The 17,927-nt window shown below is 63.7% G+C and carries 20 protein-coding genes; 15 read left to right on the plus strand and 5 right to left on the minus strand.

The window, feature by feature from the left end:
• Window positions 1-70 precede the first annotated feature (70 nt).
• Window positions 71-928 carry a folate-binding protein gene (locus tag QMX78_RS09475; protein ID WP_282268781.1) on the minus strand — a complete coding sequence of 286 codons (858 nt, stop codon included), beginning with the start codon at window positions 926-928 and terminating at the stop codon, window positions 71-73.
• A gap of 39 nt (window positions 929-967) precedes the next feature.
• On the opposite strand from QMX78_RS09475, the gene QMX78_RS09480 reads away from it, so the two are divergent.
• The 10 genes from QMX78_RS09480 (at window position 968) to QMX78_RS09525 (ending at window position 8,047) form a co-directional block, all read left to right on the plus strand.
• Window positions 968-1,141, plus strand: coding sequence for a DUF1674 domain-containing protein (locus tag QMX78_RS09480; RefSeq protein WP_282268782.1), 174 nt, complete (start codon window positions 968-970; stop codon window positions 1,139-1,141).
• A gap of 54 nt (window positions 1,142-1,195) precedes the next feature.
• Entirely contained in the window at window positions 1,196-1,588 is a 393-nt protein-coding gene (sdhC, locus tag QMX78_RS09485; protein WP_282268784.1) for a succinate dehydrogenase, cytochrome b556 subunit, read from the plus strand.
• Window positions 1,585-1,968 (plus strand): succinate dehydrogenase, hydrophobic membrane anchor protein, encoded by a 384-nt coding sequence (sdhD, locus tag QMX78_RS09490; RefSeq protein ID WP_282268787.1) that lies wholly within the window; start codon window positions 1,585-1,587, stop codon window positions 1,966-1,968. Before sdhC ends, sdhD begins: the two co-directional genes overlap by 4 nt.
• Window positions 1,969-1,971: 3 nt before the next feature.
• Window positions 1,972-3,762: a succinate dehydrogenase flavoprotein subunit gene (sdhA, locus tag QMX78_RS09495; protein WP_282268789.1), complete on the plus strand. Its 1,791-nt coding sequence runs from the start codon at window positions 1,972-1,974 to the stop codon at window positions 3,760-3,762.
• An 18-nt stretch (window positions 3,763-3,780) separates the two neighbouring features.
• Window positions 3,781-4,566 carry a succinate dehydrogenase iron-sulfur subunit gene (locus QMX78_RS09500; RefSeq protein WP_282268791.1) on the plus strand — a complete coding sequence of 262 codons (786 nt, stop codon included), beginning with the start codon at window positions 3,781-3,783 and terminating at the stop codon, window positions 4,564-4,566.
• A 286-nt stretch (window positions 4,567-4,852) separates the two neighbouring features.
• Window positions 4,853-5,107 carry a succinate dehydrogenase assembly factor 2 gene (locus tag QMX78_RS09505; RefSeq protein ID WP_282268793.1) on the plus strand — a complete coding sequence of 85 codons (255 nt, stop codon included), beginning with the start codon at window positions 4,853-4,855 and terminating at the stop codon, window positions 5,105-5,107.
• Between the two features lie 220 nt (window positions 5,108-5,327).
• Window positions 5,328-5,507: a hypothetical protein gene (locus QMX78_RS09510; protein WP_282268795.1), complete on the plus strand. Its 180-nt coding sequence runs from the start codon at window positions 5,328-5,330 to the stop codon at window positions 5,505-5,507.
• 24 nt (window positions 5,508-5,531) lie between these two features.
• Window positions 5,532-6,773, plus strand: coding sequence for a lipoprotein-releasing ABC transporter permease subunit (locus QMX78_RS09515; protein ID WP_282268798.1), 1,242 nt, complete (start codon window positions 5,532-5,534; stop codon window positions 6,771-6,773).
• Window positions 6,766-7,476: a lipoprotein-releasing ABC transporter ATP-binding protein LolD gene (gene lolD, locus QMX78_RS09520; protein ID WP_282268800.1), complete on the plus strand. Its 711-nt coding sequence runs from the start codon at window positions 6,766-6,768 to the stop codon at window positions 7,474-7,476. Before QMX78_RS09515 ends, lolD begins: the two co-directional genes overlap by 8 nt.
• 109 nt (window positions 7,477-7,585) lie before the next feature.
• Entirely contained in the window at window positions 7,586-8,047 is a 462-nt protein-coding gene (locus tag QMX78_RS09525) for a DUF6491 family protein (RefSeq protein ID WP_282268802.1), read from the plus strand.
• Window positions 8,048-8,203: 156 nt separating this feature from the next.
• Here the strand turns inward: QMX78_RS09525 and QMX78_RS09530 are convergent, their stop codons facing one another.
• The 4 genes from QMX78_RS09530 to htpG form a co-directional block, all read right to left on the minus strand.
• Window positions 8,204-8,479: an oxidative damage protection protein gene (locus QMX78_RS09530; protein WP_282268805.1), complete on the minus strand. Its 276-nt coding sequence runs from the start codon at window positions 8,477-8,479 to the stop codon at window positions 8,204-8,206.
• A gap of 17 nt (window positions 8,480-8,496) precedes the next feature.
• A complete protein-coding gene (gene mutY, locus QMX78_RS09535) occupies window positions 8,497-9,552 on the minus strand; it encodes an A/G-specific adenine glycosylase (protein WP_282268807.1) in 1,056 nt (351 codons plus the stop codon).
• A 155-nt stretch (window positions 9,553-9,707) separates the two neighbouring features.
• Complete coding sequence (gene ftsY / locus QMX78_RS09540) at window positions 9,708-11,135, minus strand: signal recognition particle-docking protein FtsY (protein ID WP_282268809.1); 1,428 nt, start codon at window positions 11,133-11,135, stop codon at window positions 9,708-9,710.
• A 345-nt stretch (window positions 11,136-11,480) separates the two neighbouring features.
• A complete protein-coding gene (gene htpG, locus QMX78_RS09545) occupies window positions 11,481-13,385 on the minus strand; it encodes a molecular chaperone HtpG (RefSeq protein WP_282268811.1) in 1,905 nt (634 codons plus the stop codon).
• A gap of 201 nt (window positions 13,386-13,586) precedes the next feature.
• Here htpG and rsmD point away from each other — a divergent pair, with 201 nt between their 5' ends.
• From rsmD to ggt, 5 genes are all read left to right on the plus strand, one after another.
• Entirely contained in the window at window positions 13,587-14,210 is a 624-nt protein-coding gene (gene rsmD / locus QMX78_RS09550; protein WP_282268814.1) for a 16S rRNA (guanine(966)-N(2))-methyltransferase RsmD, read from the plus strand.
• Entirely contained in the window at window positions 14,207-14,710 is a 504-nt protein-coding gene (coaD, locus tag QMX78_RS09555; protein ID WP_282268816.1) for a pantetheine-phosphate adenylyltransferase, read from the plus strand. Before rsmD ends, coaD begins: the two co-directional genes overlap by 4 nt.
• A gap of 39 nt (window positions 14,711-14,749) precedes the next feature.
• Window positions 14,750-15,238, plus strand: a complete 489-nt coding sequence (locus tag QMX78_RS09560; protein WP_282268818.1) for a hypothetical protein — start codon at window positions 14,750-14,752, stop codon at window positions 15,236-15,238.
• Window positions 15,239-15,664: 426 nt separating this feature from the next.
• On the plus strand, window positions 15,665-15,949 hold the full coding sequence (locus QMX78_RS09565; protein WP_282268820.1) for a YfhL family 4Fe-4S dicluster ferredoxin: 285 nt from the start codon (window positions 15,665-15,667) through the stop codon (window positions 15,947-15,949).
• The gene (gene ggt / locus QMX78_RS09570; protein WP_282268822.1) at window positions 15,946-17,688 is read left to right on the plus strand and encodes a gamma-glutamyltransferase; all 1,743 of its coding nucleotides are present in this window, start codon (window positions 15,946-15,948) and stop codon (window positions 17,686-17,688) included. The genes QMX78_RS09565 and ggt overlap by 4 nt, the downstream gene beginning before the upstream one ends.
• Window positions 17,689-17,927: the final 239 nt, after the last annotated feature.

Genomic DNA, 17,927 nt, shown 5'->3' on the forward strand with positions numbered 1-17,927 from the left:
GTGCCGAGCCATGCTCGGCTGGAGCTTTACCGGTACAGCCCCTGCAGAGCATGGCTCGGCACTACAGGTCTCAGCGGGCCAGGCCTTCCAGTAGCGGCTGGATGTTGGCGGTTTCGCCATTGACTAGAAGCGGGCCTTCCGGCAACTCCAGTGGCAGCACTGCAAGCGCCAATGCGCCGGCCACACAGGCGACGCTGCCGATGTTGCTGTCGCCGTGCTGGATCGCGTCGCCAGAGTTTGCGAATGATGCGCATTCCAATAACGCCAGAGAGCGCTTGGCCTTGCCCAGGAAATGGGTGCGGGCAACGATCTCCTGGCCGGGATAGCAGCCCTTCTTGACGCTGTAGGCGTTCAAGCGATCCAGTCCCAGTTGCTGCGGCGTCCATTGCTCACGCTGTGCATCTTCAAGCCGGGGCAGGCCAAAACGAAGGTCGGATTGACGCCAGGCCAATTCAGCGGTGCTGTCGTTGGCAGCGGCTATGTTGCTGATCTGCAGCGTGCGTGGAACCGCTGCGCTGCCCACATCCAGCTCGATGACGGCATCGGACAGCTGCGCCAATTGCGCACCATGGGCCGAAACGGGCGCTTCCAATGCGGCATTCACTGCCAGCGTGCTGGCATGGCTGATGACGACCTTGCGGCGGAACACGAAGCGCCGCAGTTGTTCGGCCATGGCCTCGGCGCCGCCGTCGTGGCAGACAAGCAGCAGGGTCTGTGCGTCTACCCGTACCAGCTGAAAGATAGACAGCACGCGGCCTTTGGCGGTCAGCCAGGCGCTCCATTGCCAATGACCGTCGGCCAGCGAGGGCACGTCATTGGCGAACTGGGCTTGGGCGAAAGCGACCGCATCGGCTCCCGCAAGACTCACGATCTGAGCCTTGGAAAGTGTGCGGAAACCGGTGAAAGCAGGGGCGAGGTTGTCAGACACGTGACTGAGGACTAAAATTTGTGCGTTGCGAGACCACCAATGATAGGCCAAACAACCCCCACTCCCGAGCCCGAAGCTGAAGCCCCGTTGGGCCCCGAGAAGCAGCCGCTTCCCGAGGTCGCGCCGGTGCCTCAGGAAATAGGCGGCCGCGGCGGACTCGATCCGGTGCGGTATGGCGATTGGGAGAAAAACGGGCGCTGCATAGATTTCTGAGCAGCGTTGAGCCAACGCGGCATTGAGCCGCCCAGCCGAGATATGAGTCAGCGAATGGCGAACAGACCCCGCCCCCTTTCTCCGCACCTGCAGGTGTATCGCTGGCAGATCCAGATGGCCACCTCGATCCTGCATCGAGTAACCGGCATCATTCTGACTGTCGGTTCCCTGATCATCGCGGGCGGCTTGTTCGCCCTGATGATGGGGCCTGAGTCCTGGAACTGCTTCACCACCCACGCCAGCGCCTGGTACGGCAAGGTGATCCTGTTCGGTTGGACCTGGTGCTTCGCCTATCACCTGTGCAATGGCATCCGCCATATCGTGCAGGACTTCGCCATCGGCTACGCCAAGGCTACCTTCATCCGCAGCAGCTGGGTGTCGGTGATTGCCTCGCTGGTGCTGACCGCGCTGATCTGGGCTTACGTCTGCATGGGAGCCGCCGCATGAGCAAGTACCGCACCCCGCTGAAGAATGCGCGTGGCCTTGGCAGCGCCAAGTCCGGTACCGAGCACTTCGTCCACCAGCGCCTGACCGCAACCGCCCTGGTCGCACTGACCATCTGGTTCCTGTGCCTGGTGCTGAGCCTGATGGGCGCCGATTACGTCACCGCCGTGGAAACCATTGCCAAGCCGTGGAACGCGATCCTGCTGGGTGGTTTCCTGGTCGCCATGTTCTGGCACGCCCAGCTTGGCCTGCAGGTGGTCCTCGAGGACTACATCCACAATTCGCTGATGGCCCTGGCCCTGCAGACCACGGTCAAGTTCGTCGCCGTGCTCGGCGCCATCGTCAGCATCTTTGCGGTTGCCCGCATCGCGTTTGGGAACTGATACATGTCCGCTTACAACATCACTGAACACAAGGTCGACATGGTCGTCGTCGGCGCCGGTGGCGCTGGCCTGCGTGCAACGTTTGGCCTGGCCCAGAAGGGCCTGCAGACTGTCTGCATCACCAAGGTCTTCCCGACCCGTTCGCACACCGTGGCAGCACAGGGCGGTATCTCCGCCGCGCTTGCCAACATGGGCGAGGATGACTGGCGTTACCACTTCTTCGACACCATCAAGGGCTCGGATTGGCTGGGCGACCAGGACGCCATCGAGTACATGTGCCGTGAGGCCATCCCGGCCATCATCGAGCTGGAGCACTACGGCGTTCCGTTCTCGCGCACCGAAGAAGGCAAGATCTACCAGCGCCCGTTTGGTGGCATGACCACCAAGTACGGTGAAGGCCCGTCCGCGCAGCGTACCTGCGCCGCCGCCGACCGTACCGGCCACGCCATCCTGCACACCCTGTACCAGCAGTCGCTGGCGCATGATGCGCAGTTCATGATCGAGTACTTCGCACTCGACCTGATCTTCGACGACGAAGGCGTCTGCCGCGGTGTGCTCGCCTTGGACATGGCCGAAGGCACCTTGCACCTGTTCCGTTCGCAGGGCGTGGTGCTGGCAACCGGCGGTTATGGCCGCGCCTACTTCAGCGCCACCTCGGCGCACACCTGTACCGGTGACGGCGGTGGCCTGGTGGCCCGTGCGGGCCTGCCGCTGCAGGACATGGAGTTCGTGCAGTTCCACCCGACCGGCATCTATGGCGCCGGCTGCCTGATCACCGAAGGTGTGCGAGGCGAGGGTGGCATCCTGCGCAACAGCAGTGGCGAGCGCTTCATGGAGCGCTATGCACCGCATTACAAGGATCTGGCATCGCGTGACGTGGTGTCGCGTTCGATGACCATCGAAATCCGTGAAGGCCGCGGTGTCGGCGAGCACAAGGATCACATCCTGCTCGACCTGACCCACCTCGGCCCGGGCGTGATCGACGACAAGCTGCCGGGTATTGCCGAAAGCGCGCGCATCTTCGCGGGCGTGGACGTGCACAAGCAGCCGATCCCGGTCATTCCGACCGTGCACTACAACATGGGCGGCATCCCGACCAACTACCACGGTGAAGTGGTGCGCAAGGTTGGCGACAACCCCGATGCAGTGGTGCCTGGCCTGTACGCCATCGGCGAAGCGGCCTGCGTGTCCGTGCACGGTGCCAACCGTCTGGGCTCCAACTCGCTGCTCGACCTGGTGGTGTTCGGTCGCGCCGTGGCCAACCGCTGCGCCGAGACGATCAAGCCGGGTGCTGCGCACAAGACCCTGCCGTCGGACGCCTGCGACAAGGCCCTGGGCTTGCTCGACAAGCTGCGTCACGCCAATGGCGATACGCCGACCTCGGTCATCCGCGACAACATGCAGCGCACCATGCAGAACGATGCAGCGGTGTTCCGCACCAGCAAGACGCTGGAAGAAGGCTGCCAGAAGATGGCGCAGGTGTTTGATTCGTTCCAGGACGTCAAGGTTTCCGACCGTTCGCTGGTCTGGAACTCGGACCTGATCGAGACCTACGAGCTGAACAACCTGCTGCTCAATGCAGTGGCGACCATCAACTCGGCCGAGCAGCGCAAGGAAAGCCGTGGCGCCCACGCGCACGAGGACTTCCCGGACCGCGACGACGTCAACTGGCAGAAGCACACGCTGGTCACCGTCGACGACAAGGGCAAGTGCAGCTTCGATTACCGCCCGGTGCACATGTACACGCTCAGTGATGACGTGTCCGTGGTGCCGCCGAAGCCGCGCGTCTACTGATCCGGGGAACTTACGAACATGGCTGAATTTGCACTCCCGAAGAACTCCCGGTTGACCAAGGGCAAGCACTTCCCCGCCAAGGGCGGCGCGAAGAACACGCGTACCTTCAAGATCTACCGCTGGAGCCCCGATGGCGACCAGAATCCGCGTACCGACACCTACGAGATCGACCTCGATGCGTGCGGCCCGATGGTTCTGGACGCGCTGATCAAGATCAAGAACGAGATTGATCCGACCCTGACCTTCCGTCGCTCCTGCCGCGAGGGTATCTGCGGTTCGTGCGCGATGAACATCGACGGCACCAACACGCTGGCCTGCACCCGCGCCATTGCCGATTGCGGCAAGGCCGAAGTGCCGATCTACCCGCTGCCGCACATGGACGTGGTCAAGGATCTGGTTCCGGACCTGACCCACTTCTACGCGCAGTACGCCTCGATCAAGCCGTGGATCCGCACCCAGACCCCGGCTCCGGCAGACCGCGAACGCCTGCAGTCGCCGGACGACCGCAAGAAGCTGGACGGCCTGTACGAGTGCATCCTGTGCGCCTGCTGCTCGACCAGCTGCCCGAGCTACTGGTGGAACGGCGAGCGTTACCTTGGCCCGGCGATCCTGCTGCAGGCTTACCGCTGGATCATCGACTCGCGCGATGAAGACACCGGCGCACGCCTGGACGATCTGGAAGATCCGTTCAAGCTGTACCGTTGCCACACCATCATGAACTGCGCACGCACCTGCCCGAAGGGCTTGAACCCGGCACTGGCAATTGCCGAGATCAAGAAGCTGATGATGGCGCGCCGCGCTTGATGCGGGCTTGCCCCGGTGCAAGCTGGGGTGCTCGCGCTTGATGTGCGGTTGTTCTCCCTTCTCCCGCCTGCGGGAGGACGGGGGCGGCGCAAGATGGTCGGGTTCCCGAGGCGGTTGGTGTTTCTTCTCCCGCCTGCGGGAGAAGGTGCCCCGAAGGGGCGGATGAGGGGAGCCTTTGACGTTGCCCTTGCTGAACTCTGAGCCGCGGTCTGGATGAACTCCTCCAGGAGCAGCCCTCACCCCAACCCCTCTCCCGTAAACGGAAGAGGGGCTCAAGCTTGAAGCCATGCAGACCGAAGACGAAATCCTGTTGAAGAAGCTGCGCTGGCGCTGCCGGCGTGGCATGCGCGAGCTGGATCAGCTGTTTGGCCGTTATCTGGACCGCCGTTGGCTGGAAGCACCTGCGGCCGAGCGCGAGGTTTTCCTGCAGTTGCTGGACACCGAAGACGATAAGTTGTGGCGCTGGTCCATGGGCTACGAGGTCTGTCCGGATGCGTCGCAGGCGCAGCTCATCGCCTATATCCGCGCCCTTCCGGTGTGAGTGGCGCCCATCGCGCTGGCTGAGCTGCGCGATCCTGGGCCTGGCGGTACTGGCTGCCATTTCGATACTGAACTGTAAATTGGAGCCGGGCCATGCCTGGCCGTTGGCGGTGTGCGTGCTTGGCTGGGGGCTGCTGCAGGTGCGCGCAGAGGCGCGCAAGCCATGCCGGAACATTCTCATACCGTCGCCGCCAAGTTCGCCCTGCGTCGACGCTACATCTGTGCAGCATGTCGAACTGCTCGAACGCGGCCCGCTGCTGGTACTACGCTGGCGGCAGGGCAAACGCAGCCAACAGCTGCTGTTCTGGCCCGATACGCTGCCCAGGGCGCAGCGACGTGAACTGCGACTGGCCGTGAAGGCGCATGGCGTTTCCCGCCAGCCGCCGGGAATGGCACCATAGCTGTCAGTTCACGGGCAGACCCGCATGTTCAAACCCTTACCTGTCGCAATTGGATTGCGCTATCTGCGCGCCAAGCGCCGCAATGGCTTCATCTCCTTCATTTCCATGGCTTCCATCCTCGGCATTGCGCTCGGGGTGATGGTGCTGATTACCACCCTGGCGGTGATGAGCGGCTTCCAGAAGGAAATCCGCGACCGCCTGCTGCAGATGTCGGCCCACGCCACGGTCAGTGCCGATGGCGAGCCGATGGCCAATTGGCAGCACGCCATCGACGTGGCGACCAAGGATCCGCGCGTGGCTGGTGCCGCGCCGTACATCGAGATCCAGGGCATGTTGAGCGGCCTGCGGGTGCAGGGCGCGATCATCCAGGGCGTTGACCCGGCGCAGGAATCCAAGGTCTCGGTGCTGGCCGAGAAGATGACCAAGGGCAAGCTGGACAGCCTGCAGCCCGGCGAATTCAACATGGTGGTCGGCAAGGAGCTGGCGATCTGGTTGGGTGTGGATGTCGGCGACAGCGTCGTGGCCACGCTGGCCGAAGTGCAGGGCACGCCGATGGGCGCCATGCCGCGGGTCAAGCGCTTCAAGGTGAGCGGCATCTTCGAGGCCGGCTCCAATGAAGTCGACCGCGGCGTCGCCTTCACCAACATGCAGGACATGGAGCGCGTGCTGCGCATGGACGGCGTCACCGGCGTGCGCTTGAAAATGCACGACATGGACCAGGCCTATACCGTGGCCCGCGATCTGGCAGTCAACCTCAACGGCTATTACCGGGTGAGCGATTGGACCCAGGAGAACGCCAATCTCTACCACTCGTTGCGCATGGAAAAGACGGTGATGGGCATCCTGTTGTCGCTGATCGTGGCGATGGGTGCATTCAACCTCGTGTCCTCGCAGGTGATGCTCGTTACCGACAAGCAGGCCGATATCGCCATCCTGCGCACGCTTGGCCTCACGCCCGGTGGCGTCATGCAGGTGTTCATGGTGCAGGGCACGCTGATCGGCGTGTTCGGCACCATTGTCGGCGTGATCAGCGGCATCACCTTGACCCTCAACCTGGAACGCATCCTCGGCCTGATCGAGACCGTGTTCAACATCAAGCTGCTGCCGGAGGATGTGTACTACATCACCGGCCTGCCGACCGACATGCAGACCGGCGATATCGTCGTGATCACCGTGGTGGCGTTGCTGATGAGCTTTGCCGCAACCATCTACCCGGCGTGGCGCGCAGCCCGCACCCAGCCGGCCGAGGCGCTGCGCTATGAATGAGAACGCATTGATGGAATCGGTAATCCGCGCCGAGGGTCTGGGCAAGACCTATGCCGAAGGCAAGATGCACACACCGGTATTCGACGGCCTGGATTTGAACGTTGCCGCCGGCGAGACCGTGGCCATCGTCGGTGCCTCCGGCGCAGGCAAGAGCACCTTGCTGCACCTGCTGGGCGGGCTGGATGTGCCGACGGCAGGTGAAGTCTATGTGGCTGGGCAGCGCATGTCGGCCCTGTCCGACGCCGCGCGCGGCAAGCTGCGCAACAGCTCGCTGGGCTTTGTCTACCAGTTCCACCACCTGCTGCCGGAGTTCACCGCGCTGGAGAATGTAATGATCCCGGTGATGCTGGGCGGCAGCGACCCGGCCGCTGCCAGCGCCCGCGCCAAGGGCTTGCTGGAGTCGGTGGGGCTGGGCCATCGGCTGGATCACAAGCCAGGCGAGCTGTCCGGCGGCGAACGCCAGCGCACCGCGGTTGCCCGCGCTCTGGTGAACCAGCCGAGCTGCGTGTTGGGTGATGAGCCCACTGGCAACCTGGACGACAAGACCGCCAGCACCGTGTTCGATCTGATGCTGGAGTTGAATCGCGAGCAGCGCACCAGTTTGGTTCTGGTCACCCATGACCGCAGTCTGGCGCGCAAGCTGGATCGAGTGCTGGAGCTGCGCCAGGGCCGGCTGCACGAGTTGGCCAGTAGCGGGGTTTGAGTCACGAAAGGGAGGTGTTGGTCCCATGGCTGCCATGGGGCTAGCATGCTTGGGTAAGTACTAGCTGCTTCATGGGGTCGGGTTGTTTCCTTCAATGAGGATTGCTGTCATGAAGAAAATGCTTGTTGCGATGCTGTTGGCCGCCGTTCTTGGTGGCTGTGCAACGACGGGAAAGCTGACCAGTGCCGAGCGGCTGGATCTCTACCGCGCCCACGCTGGTGAGCCGGTGAAGAACTTCAGATACTTCGGTTCGCTCAATGGCTGGACCGAGCTGGGCGACAGTGCATTGGCGGTATGGACCAAGCCCAACGAAGCCTGGCTGCTGAATCTCAGTGGGCCGTGCATGGATCTGTCATTCGCCCCGGCGATCAGCATCACCAACATGATGGGGCAGGTGTCGGCGCGTTTTGACCGCGTGATCGTGCATGGCGGCGGCCCGATGGCACGCGTGCCGTGCCGGATCGACAGCATCCAGCCACTGGACGTGAAGAGCCTGCGCGCATCCGAGAAAGAGCTGCGTGAGGCCAAGGTTTCCGAGCGCGCTGCAGATCAGGGCACCGAGACGGAGTGAGATGCCATCTGTAGTGCCGAGCCATGCTCGGCAGGAGCTTTACCGGGAAGGCATTTTGTAGGAGCGGCGTAAGCCGCGAAGCCCGCAATCAAATCGAGCGCGGGCTTTTCTTTCGCCTTCATTAATGCCTGCTTCGCGGCTTACGCCGCTCCTACATCAACCCGGTTCCGGCGCAACGTAGCCCGCCGGCTTTTCCGCGCCGCCGGAGAACAGGTACTTCACCAGCTCTTCCTCGAGGAAGGCGCGGTGCTTGGGGTCGCGCGGTGACAGCCGGTTCTCGTTGATCAGCATGGTCTGGTGCGCCAGCCATGCCGCCCACGCCTGCTTGCCGATGTTGGCGAAGATGCGCTGCCCCAGTTCGCCGGGATAAGGCACGAAATCCAGTCCCTCGGTTTCGCGTTGTTCGTATTGGCAGAAGACGGAGCGGGGCATGGTGTAGTCCTGTCGAATCAGTGCGCCGGATGACGTTCCAGCAGTTTGCGGATGGGCGCGGGCAGGCCGATTGCGACGAGCTCGTCACGCGCTACCCAACGTAGATCAGCATTGTCACCGACCTTGGATTTGAGTGCGACCTTGCGCAGGTGCAGTGGCTGCAGATGCAGGCGGTAATGGCTGAAGGTATGCACGATCAGCTGCAGTTCGTTGGCATTGTCGTAATTGCCCTCGACGCTGGCAGCAAACCACTCGCGCAGCGCGCTGTCAGTGTCGGCCTGCGGCAAGGTCCACAACGAGGCCCAGATGCCGGTTGGCGGGCGCTTGAGCAGCAGGATGCGGCCGTCGCTGTCTTCCAGCAGCAGGGCGCTGGCTTCGCGCTCCGGCAGCACTTTGCTGGGCTTTGGCGTGGGGATTGATTCGACCAGGCCGCGTGCATATGCGGTACAACTGTTCTGCAGCGGACACAGGATGCAGGCCGGCTTGGTGCGTGTGCACAGGGTCGCGCCGAAATCCATCTGCGCCTGGGTGTAGTCGGCCATGCGCCCGGCCGGCACCTGCGCGACGTGTGCCTCAGTCTGTGTCCACAGTTGTTTCTCGATGGCAGGCAGGCCGGGGAAACCGGTGATGCCGTGGTAGCGGGTCAAGACGCGCTTGACGTTACCATCGAGGATCGCGAACGGGTCGTTCCAGGCCTGGCTGAGGATGGCACCGGCGGTACTGCGGCCGATGCCGGGCAGGGCGAGCAGGGCATCGAAATCACGCGGCAGTTCACTGTCATGCAGCTCGACGCATTGCCTGGCTGCTGCATGCAGGTTGCGGGCACGTGCGTAATAGCCCAGGCCGGCCCAGTGCGCCATCAAGGTGTCGTTGTCGGTTGCTGCCAGATCGCGCAGCGTTGGGAACGACTGCACGAAGCGTTGGAAATAGGGCGTTGCGGTGGCGACCTGGGTCTGCTGCAGCATGATTTCCGATAGCCAAACCCGGTACGGCGAACGCGGATGCTGCCAGGGCAGATCGTGGCGGCCGTGCTGGTCAAACCAGGTGAGGAGTTGGCTGGGGAAGTTGGGCATTGGCTCGCGAAGGCTGGCGATTGCGCGTTTCCCTTCTCCCGCTTGCGGGAGAAGGTGCCCCGAAGGGGCGGATGAGGGGCGCTTTTGACTTTACTTGGCTGGAAGCTTCCCCTCACCCCAACCCCTCTCCCGTAAACGGGAGAGGGGCTAGCAGATCAGTTGCTGCCCAAGGCCTGCGGCAGCAGCGCGTCGACGAAGGCTTCTGCATCGAATACGCGCAGGTCTTCCGGGCGCTCGCCGATGCCGGCGAAACGGATCGGAATGCCAAACTCGCGCGCCAGCGCGAATACCACGCCGCCCTTGGCGGTACCGTCCAGCTTGGTCACGACCAGGCCGGTGACACCGGCAGCGGCATGGAACTGGCGCAGCTGCGACAGCGCGTTCTGACCGGTGGTGCCGTCGATCACCATCAGCACTTCGTGCGGTGCGGTGTCGTCAATCTTGCCCAGCACGCGGCGGATCTTGCTCAGCTCGTTCATCAGGCCGGTCTGGGTGTGCAGGCGACCGGCGGTGTCGGCGATCAGCACGCTGGTGCCGCGTGCCTTGCCGGCCTGCAGTGCGTCGAATGCAACCGAAGCGGCATCGGCGTTCTGACCCTGTGCGACCACAGCCACGCCATTGCGCTCGCCCCAGATCTGCAGCTGGGCGACCGCGGCGGCGCGGAAGGTATCGCCAGCGGCCAGCATCAGGCTATGGCCCTGATCCTTGAAGCGCTTGGCCAGCTTGCCGATGGTGGTGGTCTTGCCGACGCCGTTGACGCCGACGGTGAGGATCACGAATGGCTTGGCATTGGTGTCGATGACCAGCGGCTTGGCGACCGGCTCCAGCATTGCGATCAGGTCGGCGCGCAGCGCGGCCAGCAGCGCGTTGGCATCGGCGAAGTCGCGCGACTTCATGCGCTTGCGCAGGTCTTCGACCAGCGCAGTGGTTGCCGGCATGCCGACGTCGGCGGTTATCAGTGCGGTTTCAATTTCATCGAGCAGATCGTCGTCGAGCTTTGGATTGCGCGAGAACAGGCCACCGAAGCTGCGCGCGAAGCTGCTGTTGCGCAGGCGATCGCGCCAGCCGAGCTTGCCGGCCGGTGCTGCGGGAGCGGCATCGACGGGAATCAGCGCGGCGTCTGAATCGGGGGAGCTGGGGACGATGATTTCGGCGGCGGCCGGAGCCGGTGCTGCAACTGGAACAACAGGAGCGGGAGCCGCAACGACTGGAGCAGGGGCAGCAACGGGCTCCATCGCCTGCGGAGCGATTTCAATGGCCGCAGGAGCGGGCGGTTCGGCGGCAGCCGGTGCTTCGATCTGGGCTGGTGCTGCAACAGGGGTTGCTTCGACTACGACAACTTGTTCGACAAGCGGCGTGGGTGCTGCCGCGGCTTCTGTTGCAGGCTCTGCCGGCGTATGAGCAGCGACCGGGGCTTCGACCGACGTTTGTGCGGTTTCGGGCTGGTCGGGTTCTGCGGGCAGCGGCGCTTGTGCCGACGGTGCCTGCGGGAACGCGGCGGCCAGTTCCTCGGCGCTCAGCGTGGACGGCTTTGCGGGCTGTTGGGCGTCGTCGGTCTTTTTGCGGCGAAAGAAGCTGAACATGGAGGAAAAAGGCCTGAAATCAGTTGTCCATTCTACCACTGGCGGTCAGGCGGCCGGTGTTGCAGGTAGGGCGGGGGCTGTTGATTGAAGCCCCTCTCCCGTTCACGGGAGAGGGGTTGGGGTGAGGGGGGCTTTTCGGGCTTTACCGGGAAAGATCCTGCCGAGCATGGCTCGGCACTACAGGCCCCGCGCTCGCGAGAAGCCCCTCTCCCGCTTGCGGGAGAGGGGTTGGGGTGAGGGCGGCTTTTCGGGCTTACCGGGAAAGCTTCTGCCGAGCATGGCTCGGCACTACAAGCCCCCTCCCCAAGCCTCCCCTTCGCTGCGCGAAAGGGAGGGGGCGGATCATCAGGCCGACAGTTCCAGTAGCAGCTTGTTCAAGCGGCGCACGTAACCGGCCGGATCCTTGAGGCTGTCGCCGGCGGCCAATGCGGCCTGGTCGAACAGCACGTGGGCCAGGTCGTTGAAGCGGTCCATGTCAGGCTCGGCATCCAGCTTCTCGATCAGCGGGTGCGCGGGGTTGAACTCGAACACCGGCTTGCTGTCGGGTACCTTCTGGCCGCTGGCTTCGAGGATCTGGCGCATCTGCAGGCCCAGGTCCTGTTCGCCGATGGCGAGGATGGCCGGCGAGTCGGTCAGGCGGTGCGAGACGCGCACCTCGGCGACTTCCTCGCCCAGCACGGTCTTCAGGCGCGCGGCCAGGCCTTCCTTGGTCTTGGCGACTTCTTCCTGAGCCTTCTTGTCTTCCTCGGTCTCAAGCTTGCCCAGGTCCAGGTCGCCGCGGGCGATGTCGGCGAAGGACTTGCCGTCGAACTCGGTGAGGTAGCTCATCAGCCACTCGTCGATGCGGTCAGTCATCAGCAGCACTTCGATGCCCTTCTTGCGGAACACCTCAAGATGCGGGCTGTCCTTGACCTGCTGGAAGCTCTCGCCGGTCAGGTAATAGATCTTGTCCTGGCCGTCGATCATGCGGCCGACGTAGTCGGCAAGGGCAACACTCTGCTCGCCGCTGCCGTCGTGGGTGGAGGCGAAGCGCAGCAGGCCGGCGACCTTCTCTCGGTTGCCGTAGTCCTCGGCCGGGCCTTCCTTCAGCACCTGGCCGAAGTTCTTCCAGAAGCCGGTGTATTCCTCCGGCTTGTCCTTGGCCAGCTTCTCCAGCATGTCCAGCGAACGCTTGGTCAGCGCCGACTTCATCGAGTCGATCACCGGGCCGGACTGCAGGATCTCTCGCGACACGTTCAACGGCAGGTCGTTGGAATCGACCACGCCCTTGATGAAGCGCAGGTACAGCGGCAGGAACTGTTCGGCCTGGTCCATGATGAAAACGCGCTGCACATAGAGCTTCAGGCCCTTGGGCGCATCGCGGTGGTACAGGTCGTACGGTGCGCGGCCCGGCGTATACAGCAGCGAGGTGTACTCGAGCTTGCCCTCGACCTTGTTGTGGGTCCAGGCCAGCGGATCGGTCGGATCGTGCGCGATGTGCTTGTAGAACTCCTTGTATTCCTCGTCCTTGACCTCGGACTTGGCGCGGGTCCACAGCGCGTTGGCGCGGTTGACGGTCTCCCATTCCGGGGTGGCCGGCTTGTCGGCCTCTTCGCCGTGGTGCTCTTTCTGCAGCTCGATCGGCAGGCCGATGTGGTCGGAGTACTTCTTGATCAGGCTGCGCAGCTGCCAGCCGTCGGTATAGCTGTCTTCGCCTTCCTTCAGGTGCAGCACGATGCGCGTGCCGCGCTCGGGCTTGTCGATGGTCTCGACCTCGAACTCGCCTTCGCCCTTCGATGACCAATGCACGCCTTCGCTGGCCGGCAGGCCGGCGCGACGGCTGTAGACGTCGACCTGGTCGGCAACGATGAAGGCCGAGTAGAAGCCCACGCCGAACTGGCCGATCAGGTTGGAATCTTTCTTCTGGTCGCCGGACAGGTTCTTCAGGAACTCGGCGGTGCCGGACTTGGCGATGGTGCCGAGGTGGGTGATGGCGTCATCGCGGCTCAGGCCGATGCCGTTGTCGTCGATGGTCAGGGTGCGCGCGGCCGGGTCGGCCTCGATGCGGATGCGCAGCGGTGCGCCGCCTTCGAGAAGTTCGGGCTGGGTCAGCGCTTCGAAACGCAGCTTGTCGGCGGCGTCAGCGGCATTGGACACCAGCTCGCGCAGGAAGATTTCCTTGTTCGAGTACAGCGAATGGATCATCAGGTGCAGCAGCTGCTTCACCTCGGTCTGGAAACCGCGGGTTTCCTTGTGATTCGGGTTGCTCATCGGTCGGGGTGCTCCGTTGCTATGGGGCGCGCAGCTGCGCGGCGACTGAAGCTTGGGTAAGGGTGAATGGGCCGATTTCAAGGTGGGCGCAGCCGGGGCGGGTGCTGGTCTATCATCTGCAGCACTTGGATCTGTTGGATGTAGACCGCCGATGTATTTGATTTGCCACGTTTTGCCATTGGCTTTGCCGGTGCGGGGCGGATGAGTCCGGTTCGTGGGAAAGCGCCTGCTGCTGCCAGCGGGCAGGTGCGCATCGTCGGTGGACGTTGGCGCAATACCCGTTTGCAGGTTCCTGAATTGCCGGGCCTGAGGCCGACCAGCGACCGGGTCCGCGAAACCCTGTTCAACTGGCTGATGCCCAAACTGCCGGGAGCGCGCGTGTTGGACCTGTTTGCCGGCAGCGGCGCGCTGGGCCTGGAGGCGGTATCGCGCGGTGCGGCGTTCGCACAGCTGGTGGAGCGCGATCAGCAGCTGGTGGCGGCGCTGCGCGGCGTGGTCGGAAGGCTGGGGGCCGGGGCCCAGGTTGAGGTGATTGCCGGCGATGCCCTGCAATGGCTGGGCAGCGCGCCGCCCGCCCGGGCCGATGTCGTGTTTCTGGACCCGCCTTTCGCCGCCGGTTTGTGGGAACAGGTGATCGAGCGTCTTCCCCGGCACCTGGCTGACGATGCCTGGCTGTACGTGGAAGCGCCGGTAGGCGCGGCGCTGCGGCTGCCGGCGGAATGGCAGCTGCGTCGCGAAGGCAGTACCCGTGAGGTGGCCTATGCCCTCTACCGCCGGGCCGCTGCTACACTTCGCGGCGACATGAACGCGACCGAACCCGCATGACCTCAGCCAATCGCCGCATCGCCGTATACCCGGGCACTTTCGACCCGATCACCAATGGTCACATCGACCTGGTGAACCGTGCCGCGCCCTTGTTCGAGAAGGTGGTGGTCGGCGTGGCGCAGAGCCCATCAAAGGGTCCGACGCTGCCGCTGGAGCTGCGGGTGGCATTGGCGGTTGAAGCACTGCAACACCACGACAACGTGGAAGTGGTCGGTTTCGACACCTTGCTGGCCCATTTCGTGCGCTCCGTGCACGGCGGGGTGCTGTTGCGCGGCCTGCGCGCGGTGTCCGATTTTGAATACGAATTCCAGATGGCGAGCATGAACCGGCATCTGATTCCGGAGGTGGAGACCTTGTTTCTGACCCCCTCCGAGCAGCACAGCTTCATTTCCTCCTCGCTGGTGCGTGAAATCGCCCGGTTGGGCGGGGATGTCTCCGGTTTCGTGCCGGCCACTGTGCTTGAAGCGTTGCGCAAGGCCCGCGAAGCGCGCGGGCAGTAAATTTTTCTGGCAACACCACTTTTCAACGGGAGAACGATCATGAAGAACACGATGCGCGTGCTGCTTGCCGCCTCGATGGTGCTGGCTGTAACGGCCTGCAAGAAAGAAGAAGCACCGGTAGTCGAAGCGCAGCAGGCGCTGGTCGCCCCGGCCAAGGATGACGACGCGGGTTGGAAGAAGTACCTGCAGGCGGTTGCCGTGCAGAACATGGGCAACATCACCGCCAGCCCGTTCCTGTACTACCTGCCGCCGGAGTCGGATCCGGAATTCGCTGCCAAGTACGACCGTCAGGCTGAGAGCGCCACCGGTGCCGTCGGTCGCGGCGTCCAGCCGGGCAACATGCTGGCTTTCGGTTCGTCGGCGTCGGCCAAGATGGCTGACCTGATCGAAGCCAGCTTCAAGGACGTGCAGGCTGATTCGATGAAGGGTGTGCGCGTGGTGTTCATCGGCGATGCCGCTGACAACGCCCGTGTGCAGACCATCGTCAAGCCGACCGGCGCCGACTACGTCTTCGTCGAAGCCAAGTGATGTATTGGTGCGGGGTCGCGTAGCGGCCCCGCACTTGCCAGTGCGACATCCGCGTGAAGGCGGCCGTCGTTCCAGCTGTTTCTACAGCTGGCGCGGTGCCGCGTAGCGGCCCCGCCTTTGCCAGTGCCATCCCCGCCTTGGCGGGGATCGCTCTTGCGTCTTGCCGCTGCTCCAGATCCCCCGGCGGTAGACCAGTTCCAGTCCGGCGGTGATCCAAGCCAGCGCAGCCCAGATCCAGCCAAAACCAGCCTGCCAGGACCACCATCCTCACTCGCAGAACGCTGTGGAAGCAGCAGCTTGGACCCCGGCAAAACCAGTATCCGGTAAGCTTGCTGTCGGCACTGCCCTTGGCAGTCCATGAACAGCAGGACCGATGAACCGGCAGGCGCCGGTTGCAAGCCCCGCTCCGACGGGAACACCGCAACAATGTCTTTGAAAATCAATGAGCTCTGCGTCAATTGCGACGTCTGTGAGCCAGCCTGTCCCAACCAGGCCATCGCAATGGGCGAGACGATCTATGTGATCGATCCGGCCCGTTGTACCGAATGTGTCGGTCATTTCGATGAACCGCAATGCGTGGTGGTGTGCCCGGTCGAATGCATTGACCCGGACCCGGATATCGTCGAAACCGAAGATCAGCTGCTGGCCAAACTGGCCGGCCTGCAGCGCGATCACCCTGAGTTTTACCAATCGGAGAATCCAACGGCATGAAACTCGTTGCCCGTTCCCTGCTGCTGTTCGCACTGGTGCTGTCGCCAGCCGCGTGGGCAGCCGACACCGCGCCGGCGCGCGCCGCACACCCTGATGGCGCTGCGATTGCCAGCGGCCATTCGCTGGCAACCCAGGCCGGTATGGAAATCCTTGCCAAGGGCGGCAATGCGTTCGATGCTGCGGTGGCCGTGTCTTCCACGCTGGCCGTGGTTGAACCAATCAGCTCGGGTTTGGGCGGCGGCGGGTTCTTCCTGCTGCACGATGCCAAGACTGGCAAGGACCTGATGCTGGATGCGCGCGAGACCTCGCCCGAGTCCGCAACGCCGGAGCAGTTCCTGGACAAGAACGGCAACCTGGACCGTGACCGCTCGGTCAATGGCCCATGGTCGGCCGGCATTCCGGGTTTGCCGGCGGCGCTGGTGAAGCTGGCGCGCGAGCATGGCAAGTTGCCGCTGGGTGATTCGCTGGCACCGGCAATCCGCGTCGCCACCGACGGTTTCCCGGTATATGCACGCATGGCCCGTGGCTATGCCAGCCGCCGTGAAGTAATGGACCGTTACCCGGGCACCCGCGAGGTCTACCTGCGCAACGGCAAGCCGATCGCCGAGGGCGATATCTTCAAGCAACCGGAGCTGGCGCATACGCTGCAGCTGCTGGCCGCCAACGGCTTTGATGGCTTCTACCGCGGCGAGACCGGGCGCAAGCTGCTGGCCGGCGTGAAGCAGGCCGGCGGTCGTTGGACTGCTGAGGAACTGGCCGGCTACACGGTCAAGACCCGCGAGCCGATCGTGTTCAACTACCACGGCTGGAAGATCACCACTGCCTCGCCGCCGTCTTCCGGTGGCATCGCACTGGCCTCGATGCTGCAGATCCTGGAACCCTGGGACCTGAGCAAGTTGGATCAGGCGCACAGCACGCACCTGGTGGTGGAAGCGATGCGTCGTGCCTATCGCGACCGCACCTTCTTCCTGGGCGACCCGGACTTTGTCGACATCCCGCAGAAGGTGCTGACCAGCCGCGACTACGCGCAGGGCCTGCGTGCAACCATCCATCCGGAAAAGGCCACGCCCAGCGACCTGCTGTCGGGCAACCCGACGCCACTGGAAGATGACGAGACCACGCACTTCTCGATCATCGACAGCGAAGGCAACCGCGTTGGCGGCACCCAGACGGTGAACCTGCTGTACGGGTCGGGTCTGATTCCGGCCGGCACTGGCGTGCTGTTGAACAACGAAATGGACGACTTCGCGTTGAAGCCGGGCACGCCCAATGCCTTCGGTGTGATGGGCTATGCGGCCAATGCGCCGGCCAAGGGCAAGCGCATGCTCAGCTCGATGACGCCGACCTTCATGGAGAACGACGACAAGGTCGTGGTGATTGGTACGCCCGGTGGCAGCCGCATCATCACCATGGTCCTGCTCGGCATCCTTGGCTACGACGCTGGCCTGGATGCACAGCAGGTAGCCGCCTTGCCGCGCTACCACCACCAGTGGTTGCCGGATGAGATTTCGGCGGAAACCGGCGCGTTCTCGCCGGAGGTTGCCAAGCAATTGCAGGCGATGGGCCACAAGGTGGAACTGCCGGGCGACTCCGCCGAAGGCGGCCGTGGCTCCAGCCATGTCTGGGGCAACCTGCAGACGGTGGAGTGGGATCGGCGCAGCAATGTCCTCAGCGGCGGCAGTGATCCGCGCAACCCGGTAGGTAGTGCCGAGGTTCGCAAGCTGGGAAAGGTTGACTGAGGTAAACAGCGGATCCGTTCCGGTGGGCAGTGCTGTCCATTTGAACGCTTGCGTCAACCAGAATCCGATGCCAGTTGGCGGCATCGGATTTTTTGTTGGGGCGGCGTCAGCCGCAAAGCAGGGAAATCATCGGTTGGCAAAGTTGCCGAAGGTTTCAGTGGCGTCAGCTTCGCGGCTGATGCAGCTCCCACAAAGTAGCCCGCGCTGGCCCGGCATCAACGCAGGCGGCAAGCACTCTT

The organism is Stenotrophomonas sp. PS02298 (genome assembly GCF_029959445.1).
Taxonomy (GTDB): Bacteria; Pseudomonadota; Gammaproteobacteria; order Xanthomonadales; family Xanthomonadaceae; genus Stenotrophomonas.